We start from the raw sequence: 14,573 nt of genomic DNA on the forward strand, positions 1-14,573 counted from the left end.
CCGGTCCCTAGTCTGCCAGTATCCCTGAGACGCCTTCCGGTTAAGCCGGAAGATTTCCCCAGAGACTTAACAGACCAGCTACGAACGCTTTAAGCCCAGTAATAGTGGCCACCACTCGAGCCGCCGGTATTACCGCGGCGGCTGGCACCGGTCTTGCCCGGCCCTTTCTTCACCNNGCATTGTAAAGTTTTCGCGCCTGCTGCGCCCCGTAGGGCCTGGATTCGTGTCTCAGAATCCATCTCCGGGCTCTTGCTCCCACAACCCGTACCGATTACAGGCTTGTTGGGCCGTTACCCCAACAACAACCTAATCGGCCGCAGACCCATCCTGAAGCGGCGGACCTTTCAACTACAAAGCATTCCAGCATCTATAGTCTATGGGGTATTATCCCCAGTTTCCCGGGGTTATCCCCCTCTTCAGGTTAGGTTGTCCACGTGTTACTGAGCAGTATGCCGAGGTCTTACACCTCTCGACTCGCATGGCTTAATCGAACTCCGATAGCAGTGGCCTCTGGCAGGATCAACCAGAATTCAAATTGTACATCTGTACGCACACTAATATCTGAACCTTAATTTCGAGGAATTAGCGGTTACTAAACAAATTTCCGCATTGCCAGTATCAACGTCAGAACCAACTCCGGTCAAGCCGGGTCTTGTTGGATCTCCATCAAAGAATGCTTGTGTTCGTCGTGTTTGTTCACTTGAACACGGGCTCATAATGTATGTCTCAAGGATATTTATACCTTGTTACATGCAGTGTTTGTATTCGGAACCGAGCCCCGGGATCTGCCGGTTTTGTTGGTTCTTCATCACACGCCTTTCGTCGTGTTTTTGATGTAAACACGGGCTTACAATGTAGGTTACAGGATTATTTATACCTTGTTGCCTGCATCGTGCCCACTTCGGACCCGATACGTCCCTTGCGGGCAGTTTTCGTCGGGTCTTCATCAGAAATTGTGGATTACATTATACCACACTCTAGCATTTAAGGATTACTCCCCTTTTACCTCATTTTCAAACCCTGTAACAATTGCCGGGATTATATCTGAGGGCCAGATACCACTTCAAAACGGCAAGAATTGCATTTCAAATCCGTACATCCCGATTTCAGGTTTGAGGGACCGTCCCGGCCGGATCATACGGCGCGACTGCCACCGGGTCCCCAGGATCGATTCCGAAACACCGCTGAAATCAGGAGCCAATGCAGGAAATGACGCACATTTGCACGGGAACGATACCCTTGAGAACTACCGGCCGGAACGGGTCGCGCAGGAAATACCATGAACCCGGCCCCACCCTGCCGCATCTTACACATGAGCATGCGCCCCTTCCCCTGCACCGTTTTGCAGTACCGGGTGCCCAATAATATCTGTCCTGCCGCGCACCATTCTCTATCCTGATGCCCACAACTCTGCACAATCGCACAAACTCCGGAAATGAGATCCCAAGGCTGGTTTGATCTATAATACTGGGATCAGGTCCACACTATCGCACATGGTTTTCTGGGCCGGGGCGCTCTAAACCAGGGCGGATACGCCACAACCCTTCTGCGATGTAGTTGTACCCATGCAACCCGCTTCCACCCATAAGCTCAGCTGAATTGCCTTTTATCGGGAATATACCGTCATAAAATTGTATTTTTTATACGCAAAACCTGGGCGGGCATGAAGGATGTTTGAGGGGGTCGCATGGGTACAAATGAAATCCTGGCAATCCGGCGCATGTGCCCCGGACCTGTAAAGACCGGGTCAGATCATTTCCATCGCGAGGGTAAATCAGACAATACCGAAGCGGGACAAGGAACACGGTGTAGCAGGTATCAGAACAAATGTACCTGCATGACCCCTCTGCAACCAATAAGGATTTCTCCGTCCCCCGCATTCTCCTTGATTAAGATCCTTACCTTCCCCATGCCTTTGGCGCTGTGCAACGGGATGGGGCGGTGCAGGGGATTCTGTCGCAGGTACTCCTGCGGCAGATCCCCCTTGAGGTTACCCATGACACAATTTCGCCAGAGACCAGGAACCAAGAGTGCAGTCCGCATTCTTCCAGACCCGTTTCCGGATATAACTGCATTTGACGCAATCATCCGGTCGTTGATCCTGAAAAATGCGCTCGGATGCACACCCTACAGGAGTGCAAAGGTCAACCACCCGCCGGTCCAGAGAGTAAGGGAAATGTACACGGCAAAATTCGTTTATAGGGATACGAACGGAAAACAGATCGGGAGAGGGTCTGAGGTGTACAACACTATAGAAGGCTACCAGAACGGTATTGCCGCGGTGATCTCGAACATGGCAAACAGAGCAGCGCATGGCGGGAAGGTCAAACACTTACTAAGTGCCGATTTATTTTCCGTGACCCTGAAGTGCCATGATCCCAATGGCGAACTGTATTTCCTGAGTGTCGCACGGGACCGGCTGACCCTTTCATCCTTTAGCGATGACGAAATCCGGAAACGTGTCGAGATATGGGCAGATGGTGTGTCGGGATAAGACATTTTAGGTAATGCGGGAGAGGATCAAGCTGAATTACTTCTAATAATAGTATGATCCTGGTCCAGGCATACCTCAATGAATGCCGGACAGTGATATCCCTTCGTGAACTCTACCCCTATCCTCGATTCGTCCGCTCACTTCTTCCCATGCTGGTGTCCGGATGTATCGGGATCACTCAACCGATACATCACTCCCCGTCCACTTTCACAACATGAACGTACACGTCCCCAAAGAACTCCTCCTGCCTGAGCGAACACTGGCCGTCCAGTGCTAAAAAGAGCAGCGGGATATAGACATCCGGGAGTCCCCACCCGAGGTCCTTGCAGAGCTCGTCGAGCGTGATCTCGGTGTCCGGGTCGGCATTTGCGAGGCACTCTTCGATGACCTGCCGGGCCGCGTCCTGGTACCCCTCCTCGTGGGCGATGCCCACGACATCATCGACCTCAATCAGGTAATCATCTGCGGGGGGAAGCCGGCGGCGCCTCCGCTCCTCTTTTTCGAGGTTCTTGAGCTCGATGATCAGCTCAAAGAGGGTGACCGGACTCTTTCGCAGGCTCTTCCTGTCGAGCCGGCGCTGGATCTCCCGTTCCAGCCGTTCGATGGGCCCGAACCGGCTCTCGGCCTCGAAATCCAGGTCGCCCGCAAGATCGAAGTCTTCCCCTGTATCGCCTTCACTGTTGCTGTCGTCCTCATCTGACGCGAGATCCAGATGTTCGGACTTCATGCGCAGGAGCGTGGCCGCAAAAAAGAGTGTGCGCCCCGAGATCTGGAGGTTGAGCTGCCGGCACCGCTCCAGTTCGGAGAGGAACCGGTCGGTCACTTCGATGATGTCGATATTCCACGGGTCAATCTCGCCCCGTTCCGCAAGGCCAACGAGGATCTCGACCGGGTCCTCGACGATCCCCGGCTCCGGTTCTCCTGGAGTGTCTCCTGCCGCAGGAGAGACTACATGGGCGGCAGCATCAGGAACTTCGGTGGGCCCTGCAGCGTCGGTATTTTCGGTTCCGGACCGCTCCCCGTCCGGGGCCTCTGTCAGGGCAGGTTCACCGGCCCTGCCTGCCTTTGCGCCCTTATCAGCCCGTCGCTTCCCGTTCCCGCCCGGTTCAGCCATGGACCTTGACTCCGGTAACGAGCGTGCTCTTGTCCGGCCGGCTCGTCACGCCCATGATCCGTTGCGCCGCGTCGATCATCGGTTTGCGCAGCGAGACGATAACAAACTGCGACGAGGGGGCGAGCTCCTGTATCATCGCCGCGATCCGTTCCACGTTCGAACCGTCAAGCGACATATCCACCTCATCGAACGCGTAGAAGGGCGCCGGAATGTAGTGCTGGATGGAGAAGATAAACGCGAGCGTGGTCAGCGACTTCTCCCCCCCCGAGAGGGATGAGAGAAGGTGGACTTTCTTGTCCCGGGGCTTGACCGCAAACGTGAGCCCGCCGGTGAAGGGGTCCTCCTCATTTTCGAGCACCAGGTTCCCGCTCCCGCTCGTAAGCCGGGCAAAGATCTCCCGGAAGTTGGTATCAATCGCCTTGAATGCGGTCATGAACGCCTCGAACTTCATCTGCTCGTACTGCTCGATGCGCTCGATTAAGCTCGCCCGCTCCTTGGAGAGGGTGTCTTTCCTGTCCGTCCGCTCCTCTACCTGTCGCTGAATCTTTTCGTATTCCTCAATGGCGAGCATGTTGACGGCGCCTATTTTATGGAGCGCGAGTTCGGCATCGGCGATCTTCCCCTCAATCTCCGATATGGTGAGATCGGTCTTTGTCTCGCCGACCAGAGTCGTGAGTGCGGCGATCTCGGTCGCAAGTACCTGTGCCCGCTCCTCAAGGGCGGTCAGCTGGATCGTGAATCGTTCCTTGTCGGCATCGAACTTCATCAGTTTCGATTCCGAAGCGTGGATGTTCCCGGACACGTCAGTCCGCTTTTTCCGCAGCTCTTCAAGTTCCCCGGAAAACTCCTTCTGCTTCTCTTCGAGCTCGGCAATTACGTTCTTGTGGGCAGCGATCTGTTCGTTTGACCCGGCAATCTCCGCATCGATCTGCCGGTTGCGCTCGTCCAGCCGGGCGCGTTCCTCGCCCAGTTCCCCGATCCGGGCCGTGAAATGCTGGCGTTCGCGGGAGGCGTCGTTCATGTCTGCCTCCTTGTTGCGCAGGCGCCGTTCCGCCTCTTCAATCTCCTTTTTCTTCTTCTCCATCTGGTCGGTGAGCGCCGGGATATTGGTGTCGTCCAGCTTCTTTTTTATCCCGTCGATTTGGGCCGTGATCGCGTTCACCGCTTCGGTGACCTTGTCGAGTTCACCTTCGAGTGCGGATAGTTCCGCCGCACTGTTGCCGGTCTCCTCTTCCTGTCGGGCAACCGCGGCCTCGATGGTCTGTTTCTCGACCGTGATCGCCTCGAACCGGCGGGTGAATTCCTCGGTGAGCACCCCGGCCCGGGCCATATTCTGGTCGATCTCGTTACGGAGCGCCCGTTTCTGGTCGACCTCTTCGGTCATGCGCCTGACACCTGCTTCAAGCGTCGCGGCCTCTCCCGCGAGTTCGGCAAGGTGCGATCGGATCCGGACGATCTCGTCGTCCACGGCAGCACCGAATCCCCGCACAGGCTTCTTTGCCGAACCACCGGTCATCGCCCCACTCTTTTCGAGCAGTTCGCCTTCGAGAGTGACCATCCGGTACTTCCCGATCAGTTTCCGTGCCCGTTCGAGCGTATCGACAACGACCGTCGCCCCGAGCGCCACGGCAAACGCCCGGTCGTACACGGGGTCGTAGTCGAGGAGGTTGACCGCATAATCAATGACGCCGGGCTCCTTGACAGGGGGGAGCGTGGGCGGCCTGAGTTTGTTTAACGGGAGAAATGTCACTCTGCCCAGCCGCTCGTCCTTTAAGTACCGGATTGCATCGGCGGCGATCTGGTCTGTGTCGCAGATCACAAAATGGACTTTGTTTCCCGCAGCGACATTGAGCGCCGTCGCGTATTCCGGGGGGGCCCGGCCCTGGTCCGCGATCGTGCCGTGGACGCCGTCCATGGCCCTGACCGCCTCGATCGCTTTTCCCCCGGACTCGCCCCGGGCCTGTTGTGCGGCTTCGAGCCGGATCGCATCCTGCTCGGCATCCTTCATCTCCCCGCGCAGGTGTTCGAGTGACGAGCGCTGGGCAAACATGCCGCCTTCCAGTTCCGAGAGGTTGCGGTCGAGTTCCTGTTTCTGGCCGGCGAGCGCTGCGACCGTCTTTTCGTTCCCGGACAACTGCTCCTGCTTTGCCGCGTACTCCTCGTCAAGCTGCTTCTGGAGCGCGGTGAGGCGTTCGAGCTCGCTTGTACGCATCCGGCTCTTTTCGATGAGCATGTCCTGCTGGTGGAGGATGGTGGATCGTTCACCTTTTTTTACCTCGACCTCCTCCATCAGGGCAAATAGTTTCTGCCGGGACTCCTCCGTGTCTGATGAGTGATGCCGGATCTCGGTCTCAACCTTCTCAAGCTGCGCCTTTGAGGTCGCCACTTCCATGGCAATGTTCGTGCGGTCGATGGTGAGCGTGCGGATCTTGTCGGAAAGCTCTGCGACCCGTGCCTCGGCACGTTTGGTGTCCGCAAAGACCCGGTTGATCGCTTCGAGATTTGCCTCCTTGTCTTTTCTGAGCCGGGCGATCGTCTGCTCCGCAAGCTTGATCCCGCTCTTTGCCTCTTCGAGATCCGCAATCAGCTTCAGGTAATCGGGCCCGCTTTTTTTGTTGATAAGCTCGTCCACATCTTTGAGATCGGCCTTGAGGTAGGAGAGTTCGTTCTCCTCCAATCCCCGGTCTGCCTCGACCCGGGAGATCTTAATCTTCTGCTCTTCAGCGGACGCTAAAAGCGTGGCCCGTTCCTTCTCCTTGTCGTGGAGCCGGGCGGCCGACCGGCATCCCTGGTAGAAACCGAGCTCTTTTTGCCATTTCTGGTATTCGAGCGCATGTTCGCGCTCTTTTTTGAGATCATTCGCCCGTTTGGTGAGCTCGATAAGCAGAAGTTCCTCGCGCTCGATCCGCTCCCGGACCACGTCAAGCTCGGAGAGCGACTGCTGCTTTTTCGTATCGAACTCGGAGACCCCGGCGATCTCATCGATGATCTTCCGGCGCTCGTTGTCGCTCATCTCCATGATCCGGGTCACGTCACCCTGCATCACAACGTTGTAACCGTGCGGGATAATACCGAACTTTGCAAGGTGGTCGACAATGTCGCTCTGTTTGCAGAGCCGGTCGTTTAAGTAATTATAACTATAATAGCCATTCCCCGTTCTTTTTATCCGGCGGCGGATCTTCGTCCCGTCGGAAAATTCGATGGCGACCTCGGCGGTGTTCTTCCCGGAGTTGAGGTTGATGAGATCGGTGAGTTTCTCGGCACGCAGGTTGCGGGAACTCGAAAGGGCGAGAACAAAAAGAACAGAATCGATGATATTACTCTTCCCGGAGCCGTTCGGGCCGGATATTACGGTGAAACCCTCTAAAAAGGGGATTTTTGTCTTTTTTGAAAAAGACTTGAAATTATCTATCTCCAGCTCTGTGATGTGCAAAGATCCGGCTCCCGATACAGCTTACTTCTTTGCAGAATCAGATGACTTGGACTTGTCTTCTTCAACAGCGTAGATGAGATCGCTCTGCTTGGGCTTGACCGAGATTCCTTTCTTGTTCCTGCCATAGCCGGCTGAAGCGACAATATAATCCTTTTCCCCGCGCCGGGGCTCAAGTTTCATCGTCCCGTCGGTCTGCATGATCATGTCCATCGCGGGCTCTGCCGGGGCCTCCGGTTCGGCATCCGCAGCCCGGGAACCTTTGCGGATAACAACCGTGCTTCCACCCTGCTGCGGCGCCGCACTGCCGGCGACTGAACCAGGAACCTGAGATCCCTGGACAATCGGCTGCATGCGTTTAAGTTCCTGACGGCTGCGTTCCTCGGTCTGCTTGGACATCTTCATCGCAATGGACTTGAGGTCGAGGAGCTCCTGGGTGAGCCCCTTGACGAGTGCTTCCATCTCGTTGACCTTCTTTTCGAGCGCTGCAACGCGGTCCTCGCCTGCACCGCTTCCTGAACTTTCCATCATTTTGATCATTTTCTCCTTTTCATCGAGTTCGAACTCTAAGTACCTGATCTTTGCATCCGGTTACACCATGCCATACCTGTATATCTTGTGATATATACTGGTGCGGCGCACTCCTTATTAATAACAGTAGTGATCTGCAGATGAGGAAAAAAAGGTTTGTGCTTCTTTTTCTCTAAAAACAGGGGAAGGATCCGTGTAACCCGTCCGATCCGGGCCTCACGCGCTTTCTGCGGCACGGCGTATTGCCGTGATAACCAGCATTTCTGCCTGACGGCACCTGTATTCCATTATCCCTGCGCTCATTTTTAAGAAAAGGTATTACCTGATCCAAGCCAACCTTTGTGCATATGTCGTATCTTTCCCAAACTGATCCAGAGATAGCAGATATCATTGAGAAGGAACGGCTCCGCCAGACAAACGGTCTCGAACTGATCGCGTCCGAGAATATTGTCAGCCGTGCGGTGCTCGAGGCAATGGGGTCGATCATGACCAATAAGTATGCCGAGGGTTACCCGGGAAAGCGGTACTATGGCGGCTGCGAGTTCCATGATATGGCCGAAAATCTTGCCCGCAACCGGTTGAAAAAACTTTTTGGCGCGGAGCACGCAAATGTCCAGCCCCACTCGGGCACCCAGGCAAACATGGCGGTTTATTTTGCGTACATGAAACTGGGAGAGAAGATCCTGAGCATGAAGCTCAACCAGGGTGGCCACCTCTCGCATGGGTCGCCGGTCAGCTTCACTGGCAAGTTCTACCAGATCGCCCAGTATGGCGTCGACCCGAAGACCGAGATGCTCGATTACGGTGTTATCGGTGAGATGGCAAAGAAGGAGAAACCGCAGATCATCGTCTGCGGTGCGTCCGCCTACCCCCGTACGATCGAGTTTAAGGCGTTCCAGGAGATCGCCGATGATGTCGGTGCCTACTGTATGGCCGATATCGCACACATCGCCGGGCTCGTCGCATCGGGCATCCACCCGACATCTGTTGGCGTAACAAACTTCACCACCACAACTACCCACAAGACCCTCCGTGGACCACGCGGTGGCGCGATCATGTGCAACAGCGAATACGCGCAGGCGATCGACAAGGCAGTCTTCCCGGGTATGCAGGGCGGCCCCCTGATGCACACGATCACGGCAAAGGCGGTCTGTTTCAAGGAGGCCCTCCAGCCCTCGTTCAAAGAATACAACAAGCAGATCGTGAAAAACGCAAAAGTGCTCGCAGAAACCCTGATGAACAACGACATCCGGCTCGTCTCGGGCGGCACGGACAACCACCTGATGCTCATTGACCTCACCAACCAGCACCTCACCGGCCTTGAAGCGGAAGTAGCGCTGGGTAAAGCCGCTATCACGGTGAACAAGAACACGATCCCGAACGAGACCAAGAGCCCGTTTGTCACGAGCGGACTCCGGGTCGGCACTCCGGCTGTCACCTCACGGGGCATGAAAGAGGCCGAGATGCGCCGGATCGGGAACTGGATCTCTGCGGTGGTAAAAGACATCAAGAACGAAACACTGATCCAGAAGGTCAACCGGGAAGTCACCGAGATGGCGCAGAAGTTCCCGATTTACCCGACAGTATAATCTTACTCTCATTTTTTCGGGGTGCGGCAATGGGTATCATTCTTGACGGGAAAGCGGTATCGGAAAAGCGGCTCGAACTCCTCAAGGAAGCGATCGGCGAATCCGGCCTGTATCCCCGGCTTGCCACCGTGATTGCAGGGAGCGACCCGGCCTCGCAGATGTACGTCCGTATGAAGCACCGGGCCTGCGAGCGGGTCGGCATCGGGTCGGTCGGGATCGAGTGCCCGGGCGACGCCACCACGCAGAAGGTGCTTGAAACAATAACACGGCTCAATGAGGACACGGAGATCAATGGTATCCTTGTCCAGCTCCCGCTCCCCAGACAGATCGATACCGACAAAGTCATCTCCTCATTGAAGATCGAGAAAGATGTGGACGGGTTCCACCCGACCAGCCTTGGCCTCCTGATGAGCGGGAAACCCCGGTTTTCCCCCTGCACACCCAAAGGGATCATGACCCTGCTTGAGGAATACAAGATCCTCGTCGCCGGTGCCCGTGCAGTTGTTGTCGGGCGGAGCATCGATGTCGGGCGTCCGATGGCGGCGCTCCTCACCAATGCCGATGCGACAGTGACCATCTGCCACAGTAAAACCCGTGACCTTCCGGCTGAACTCAAGCGGGCAGATATTCTGGTCTCCGCGATAGGAAAAGCCCATTTCATCACGTCGGAGATGGTAAAACCCGGCGCAGTTGTTATCGATGTCGGGATCAACCAGTTGAACGGGAAACTGGTCGGCGATGTGGACTTTGCTGCAGTAAAAGGTATCGCGTCGGCGATCACCCCGGTCCCCGGCGGAGTCGGACCCATGACCATTGCAACACTCATGGAGAACACCTTCGCGGCAGCGACGAGGATGCAATGAAGACCTGCCGGGTGAACAAACTGGACATCGGGGGGGACGCCCCGCCCCGGCTGATGGGCGTCATCAACTGCAGCAATGAATCCTTTTATTCAGGTTCGTACGTCCCACTTGAAGAGGTACATGCCACCGCAGTGGCGATGATCGAGCAGGGCGCCGACATGATCGATATCGGGGCACGGAGCACGGCGCCGAACGTACAGGCGATCAGCGGCAAGACCGAGGCGGAGCGGATCGATGCCGCCTTAAAGGAACTGGACGGGAGCGGGATTACCCTCTCGGTCGATACGATGCACCCGGGTGTGCTCGACGTATGCCTGAAGCATGACATCCACGCGGCCAACGACATCAGCGGATTTATCTATCCCGCATATGCACGAAAGGTCGCGGATGCCGGGATACCGGCATTTGTGATGGCGGCAAACCAGCAGCCCGGGGACCCGGTGGGCGTGGATGCGACCCTTGCCTCGCTTGAGGGTGTCATGAAGCGATGCGAAACGGTCGGTGTAAAAGACTTCGTGCTTGACCCCGGGGTTGGCAGCTGGACACCTCTGCGCTCGCTTGAGGACGACTGGGAACTCTGTCGGCACTTCGACAAATTCCTGCGCTTTGACCGCCCGGTACTTGCTGCGGTATCGAGGAAAACGTTTATCGGGATGCTTCTTGACCGCGAACCGGAAGACCGGCTGCCGGGCACCCTTGCCGTGACCATGGAACTCCTGAAAAAAGGCGCATCGATTGTCAGGGCACATGATGTGGCAGCCACCCGTGACCTCATGAAAGTGTACGAGCACATGGTGAAAGCGTAAATGAACAGTTCCTACACTGTTTTCGGTCTCTCCACCGGGATCATCAAGCCCCACGATCCGTTCGCTGACAGGATCATCGCAGCGGCAACGACGGCCTGCGGGGGATTTAAAGACGGGGATATCCTTATCCTTGCCGAGACCGCGGTGGCGACGGCCGAGGGAAACATAGTCCAACTCGATACGGTCACCCCGTCCCCGCATGCAAAGGAACTGGCCGCCAGGTACCACATGGACCCCCGCACCGTTGAGGTTGTCTTAAGAGAGAGTGATTCGGTGGTCGGAGGTATCCCCGGTTTTCTGCTCTGCATGAAACATGGCACGCTCCTGCCGAATGCGGGTGTAGACGCCTCAAACGCCCCGCCGGGCTGCATCGTGCCCCTGCCTGCCGATCCCAACAAAAGCGCGATTCGTATCCGTAACGAGATCGAACAACAGTGCGGGATAAAAATCGGGGTGCTTGTCATTGACAGCCGTACTCACGCGATGCGCCTCGGGTGTTCCGGGGTGGCCATCGGCAGTACCGGCATCACTTCGGTTATCGATGACCGGGGACGAAGCGACCTGTTCGGCCGCAAACTGGAAGTGACAAAAAGGGCGGTGGCGGACAATATTGCATCCGCCGCCGAACTCGTCATGGGCGAGGCAGACGAGTGTACTCCTGCGGTCATCGTCCGGGGCCTCGGAATGCCAATCGGGGATCAGGTCGGTGTCGATACCATTGATGCGGACGAGTGCCTCTTCATGGGCGTGTTCCGGAAGAGCCGGCAGAAATAAACGCATGCAGCCGTAAACAGACGCCAACCCTGCTTTTTTAAACAACCAGAAGAACGACAGCTGCGGTATTCCCTGGCTTTGAATCCGGAACCCGGATGATCGCAACCTGTCAGTACCACTCCTGATCCGAAGTCACGGAAAAGGTGAAGTTATATGCGCAGTCCATGTCGGCAAACTCAGAGAACGATATCTGCTCGGTCTTTTTTTCTTTGGGGGCAAGGGAAGGGATCTCGAATGTTGCAGACTGCGCATGGCAGAACGCCGTCAACGGGTTCAAGGTGACATGCACCTCGATATTCTCAAACGTCCAGTTGGAGGGGTTCTCGATCCGGAAGTCGGTGGTGTAAAAATCGACCGAACCGGTGTTAACAGGGGTAAAAGAGTCGAGATCATCGCTCGTGACGGTGATTGCAGTATTCGGGGCTTTGGAGACGCAGCCGACACCAAGCATACACAAGCATAACGCCAGCACGATCCAGCCATACCATCTCATACCGTCAGTCCCCTGTATTTTTTTGGTTAAAATTCTCTTGAAGTATTGTAGCTGCAAACAGAGAAAAAGCAGACGATTCCGGCGAATTCTAGGCATCCCGTTGGATCAGGATCGTGGTGAGGCTTGGCTTAACCCGCAAGGGAATGCCGTGGTTTTTCCTAGAGGGACTCGCCATTTTCCTGACGCAGGACGCAGGGCAACAGACATAACGCTCCACACACTAAAAAAAGATTGGGAAGACACCGTGAAGATCGCATTTGTTCTCTATGATGGCGTCACGCTCCTTGACTTTGCCGGGGCATATGACCCGCTCAGCCGGCTTAAAACCATGGGGTTTGTACCGGATCTGGAGTGCCAGACTTGTGCCCAAAAGGAGTGGATACTATCATCAGAAGGCACTGCACTGAAAGCGAATTTAGTCAGCCCAAACCTTTCGGAGTATGATTACGTGGTAATTCCGGGAGGAGACGGTGTCATGGGCCTTATGAGGGACAACGTGTTCCTTTCCTGGATTGCGGTTCGCCCGGGAAGGACAACCGTTGCTGCTGTGTGCGGGGGCACGCTCCTGATCGGGGCAACAGGGATGCTCCGCGACCGACGGGCAACCACGCATCCCGGTTTACAGGAAGTCCTGAAGCGTTTCGCACGAGAAGTATCCCGCGATAGGATCGTTGAGGATGACTATGTCATCACGGCAGGGGGAGTTACCGCCGCCATCGATATGGGGCTATACCTCTGCGAGAAGATCGCCGGCCACGAAGTCCGGGAGAAGATTCAGAAACAGATGGACTACCCGTATTATCCGCCGACAGATGGGCCGACGCCGACACGGTGATCACGATGGCAACCCCGCGTATCCGGACAGAACGGCTCGACCTGATCCCGGCAACCGTGGAGATCCTGAAAAGCGATCTCCACGACCATGCAGCGCTCGCCCGGCTGCTGGATGCCACGGTCCCCGCCGCATGGCCACCCGATGAGATGAACGACGAGATGCTCACTGAGTTTATCCGGATGGCATCTGATACGGCCGATCCGTTCTTTGCCTGCTGGTACTGGGTGAGGGATACGCCAAACAAGGTTGGGCGTGTCCTTATCGGATGTGGCGGGATCGCCTCGGCCTCATACACATCGGACACTGTTCTCGTTGGGTATTCGGTGCTGGACGAGTACCAGGGTCAGGGCTATGCAACCGAGGCGGTCCGGCACCTGATCCCGGTGATCTTTGCAGACCATCATATCACACGGATCATGGCAACGACCTACCCGGAGCTCGGGGCATCTATCCGGGTCCTTGAGAAAACCGGGTTTGTCTGCACCGGTACGACCCTCCCCGGAGAGGGTCTTCTTGAGGGGACGCTCGGGTACGTGCTGAAGAGAAATGATACAGGGCACCGGTGAACGGTTGTTTCATCTGGTGCGTGAACAATTTTGTAAGGAAGACCCATGGGAACTCCTCCACCCGAACCACGAAAAGACCCCGACAAGCCATTTCTCACCGGCCCGCCATTCTATCTCAAGGAGTTCGAGCAGTCCTACCGGTACATCATCGACGAGTACGAGGTGCAGCCAAAGGACATTGCGATCTTCATGCCCTGCGCCGTGCGGAAACCCTACAGCACGAGCCCGAGCCACCAGATCATCAGGATGATCATCTCGCAGGTGTTTGACGAATCCCAGTACCATATCGTTATCTTTGGTACCTGCGGGATCGTCCCGTCCGAGCTCGAAACGATGTACCCCTATGCGCACTATAAGTACATGCTCGGGAAATGCAACGATGACAAGGTGATGGAGGATTTTCTCACCATCGAGACCGACCGGGTGGCTGGGTACCTGGAGAAGACCCGGCATGTGTATAACTATCGGATCGCATACTGCATCGGCCTCTTCCGCGAAGCCCTGATCCGGGGTTCGGAGAAATCCGGGGTAAAGATCGATCTCCTGCTTCCCACAAAGGACATGATCAACCGGGTGATCGAAGAAGAAGAGTGCCGGTTCCAGGAGGGGAGCCTCTCGATGGACGAGTACCTCGGCGAGTTCTGCGACGGGTTGATCCGGTTCCGAAATGCGCATTCCGATCTTATGAAAGATGCATAGGGGGAGTTTTAAGGGATCCGGCTGGCCCGATATATGTTTTCCGGCCTGACGGGAGTTCCTCCTGGACAAAACTTCCCTGACCGACACAGATGGAATCAAACCATCATACTATACGTTGGGACAACCAATATCTGGTACACAAACGGTTTTGGGCATACCTACGATCGCGCCCGTTCTTGATCAAACGTAACGGCGATCCATCACCTCCCTTAAGAAACCATTTTTGTAGTATCGAACGATTAAAATCCAGAGACCGTTATTTTTCGCTCTGGTCTACCAACAATTAAAGAATGAAACAATGGCGAAGCAATCCTTAAAATCGGTGATTATGGGAACACGCTCCGGGTACGTTATCCGGTGGACCTGTCCTGACTGTTAT

General features: G+C 55.8%; 13 protein-coding genes and 1 other annotated feature (1 of these 14 running past the window's edge). Of the genes, 9 read left to right on the plus strand and 4 right to left on the minus strand.

What is annotated here, in order from left to right; translation table 11 throughout:
- Positions 1-530: a sequence feature (mutual gap in cmsearch alignment for this rRNA model is longer than 100), on the minus strand (it extends 755 nt beyond the left edge of the window).
- A 582-nt stretch (positions 531-1,112) separates the two neighbouring features.
- A complete protein-coding gene (locus QZN75_RS07765) occupies positions 1,113-1,283 on the plus strand; it encodes a hypothetical protein (RefSeq protein WP_292426989.1) in 171 nt (56 codons plus the stop codon).
- Positions 1,284-1,996: 713 nt separating this feature from the next.
- Positions 1,997-2,494 (plus strand): DUF1508 domain-containing protein, encoded by a 498-nt coding sequence (locus QZN75_RS07770; RefSeq protein ID WP_292426992.1) that lies wholly within the window; start codon positions 1,997-1,999, stop codon positions 2,492-2,494.
- Positions 2,495-2,684: 190 nt separating this feature from the next.
- Here QZN75_RS07770 and QZN75_RS07775 read toward each other — a convergent pair whose 3' ends face one another.
- From QZN75_RS07775 to QZN75_RS07785, 3 genes are read right to left on the minus strand one after another with little or no spacing between them, the layout of a single operon-like run.
- A complete protein-coding gene (locus tag QZN75_RS07775) occupies positions 2,685-3,608 on the minus strand; it encodes a ScpA family protein (RefSeq protein WP_366652811.1) in 924 nt (307 codons plus the stop codon).
- Positions 3,601-7,041, minus strand: a complete 3,441-nt coding sequence (gene smc, locus QZN75_RS07780) for a chromosome segregation protein SMC (RefSeq protein WP_292426995.1) — start codon at positions 7,039-7,041, stop codon at positions 3,601-3,603. Before smc ends, QZN75_RS07775 begins: the two co-directional genes overlap by 8 nt.
- Positions 7,042-7,062: 21 nt before the next feature.
- Entirely contained in the window at positions 7,063-7,569 is a 507-nt protein-coding gene (locus tag QZN75_RS07785; RefSeq protein WP_292426998.1) for a hypothetical protein, read from the minus strand.
- A 347-nt stretch (positions 7,570-7,916) separates the two neighbouring features.
- On the opposite strand from QZN75_RS07785, the gene glyA reads away from it, so the two are divergent.
- Genes glyA through cofE form a run of 4 tightly spaced genes read left to right on the plus strand, consistent with a single transcriptional unit; the run spans position 7,917 to position 11,601 of the window.
- Positions 7,917-9,158 carry a serine hydroxymethyltransferase gene (glyA, locus tag QZN75_RS07790; protein ID WP_292426999.1) on the plus strand — a complete coding sequence of 414 codons (1,242 nt, stop codon included), beginning with the start codon at positions 7,917-7,919 and terminating at the stop codon, positions 9,156-9,158.
- Positions 9,159-9,193: 35 nt separating this feature from the next.
- Positions 9,194-10,021 carry a bifunctional methylenetetrahydrofolate dehydrogenase/methenyltetrahydrofolate cyclohydrolase FolD gene (gene folD / locus QZN75_RS07795; RefSeq protein WP_292427159.1) on the plus strand — a complete coding sequence of 276 codons (828 nt, stop codon included), beginning with the start codon at positions 9,194-9,196 and terminating at the stop codon, positions 10,019-10,021.
- The gene (gene folP / locus QZN75_RS07800) at positions 10,018-10,827 is read left to right on the plus strand and encodes a dihydropteroate synthase (protein ID WP_292427002.1); all 810 of its coding nucleotides are present in this window, start codon (positions 10,018-10,020) and stop codon (positions 10,825-10,827) included. Before folD ends, folP begins: the two co-directional genes overlap by 4 nt.
- Entirely contained in the window at positions 10,828-11,601 is a 774-nt protein-coding gene (cofE, locus tag QZN75_RS07805; RefSeq protein ID WP_292427005.1) for a coenzyme F420-0:L-glutamate ligase, read from the plus strand.
- A gap of 109 nt (positions 11,602-11,710) precedes the next feature.
- Here the strand turns inward: cofE and QZN75_RS07810 are convergent, their stop codons facing one another.
- Positions 11,711-12,094 carry a hypothetical protein gene (locus tag QZN75_RS07810; RefSeq protein WP_292427007.1) on the minus strand — a complete coding sequence of 128 codons (384 nt, stop codon included), beginning with the start codon at positions 12,092-12,094 and terminating at the stop codon, positions 11,711-11,713.
- Positions 12,095-12,338: 244 nt separating this feature from the next.
- Here QZN75_RS07810 and QZN75_RS07815 point away from each other — a divergent pair, with 244 nt between their 5' ends.
- From QZN75_RS07815 to QZN75_RS07825, 3 genes are read left to right on the plus strand one after another with little or no spacing between them, the layout of a single operon-like run.
- On the plus strand, positions 12,339-12,929 hold the full coding sequence (locus QZN75_RS07815) for a DJ-1/PfpI family protein (protein WP_292427010.1): 591 nt from the start codon (positions 12,339-12,341) through the stop codon (positions 12,927-12,929).
- Positions 12,930-12,934: 5 nt separating this feature from the next.
- The gene (locus QZN75_RS07820) at positions 12,935-13,495 is read left to right on the plus strand and encodes a GNAT family N-acetyltransferase (protein WP_292427012.1); all 561 of its coding nucleotides are present in this window, start codon (positions 12,935-12,937) and stop codon (positions 13,493-13,495) included.
- A gap of 45 nt (positions 13,496-13,540) precedes the next feature.
- Complete coding sequence (locus QZN75_RS07825; protein WP_292427014.1) at positions 13,541-14,194, plus strand: DUF5591 domain-containing protein; 654 nt, start codon at positions 13,541-13,543, stop codon at positions 14,192-14,194.
- The last annotated feature ends 379 nt before the right edge of the window (positions 14,195-14,573 follow it).

This window comes from Methanoregula sp. (assembly GCF_003170075.1).
GTDB lineage: Archaea > Halobacteriota > Methanomicrobia > Methanomicrobiales > Methanospirillaceae > Methanoregula.

Coding starts and splice junctions, on each gene's coding strand:
- QZN75_RS07785 (WP_292426998.1), bottom strand. CDS start 7,569: ATGATGGAAAGTTCAGGAAGCGGTGCAGGCGAGGACCGCGTTGCAGCG.
- glyA (WP_292426999.1), top strand. CDS start 7,917: ATGTCGTATCTTTCCCAAACTGATCCAGAGATAGCAGATATCATTGAG.
- QZN75_RS07770 (WP_292426992.1), top strand. CDS start 1,997: ATGACACAATTTCGCCAGAGACCAGGAACCAAGAGTGCAGTCCGCATT.
- QZN75_RS07775 (WP_366652811.1), bottom strand. CDS start 3,608: ATGGCTGAACCGGGCGGGAACGGGAAGCGACGGGCTGATAAGGGCGCA.
- QZN75_RS07810 (WP_292427007.1), bottom strand. CDS start 12,094: ATGAGATGGTATGGCTGGATCGTGCTGGCGTTATGCTTGTGTATGCTT.
- QZN75_RS07820 (WP_292427012.1), top strand. CDS start 12,935: ATGGCAACCCCGCGTATCCGGACAGAACGGCTCGACCTGATCCCGGCA.
- folP (WP_292427002.1), top strand. CDS start 10,018: ATGAAGACCTGCCGGGTGAACAAACTGGACATCGGGGGGGACGCCCCG.
- cofE (WP_292427005.1), top strand. CDS start 10,828: ATGAACAGTTCCTACACTGTTTTCGGTCTCTCCACCGGGATCATCAAG.
- QZN75_RS07825 (WP_292427014.1), top strand. CDS start 13,541: ATGGGAACTCCTCCACCCGAACCACGAAAAGACCCCGACAAGCCATTT.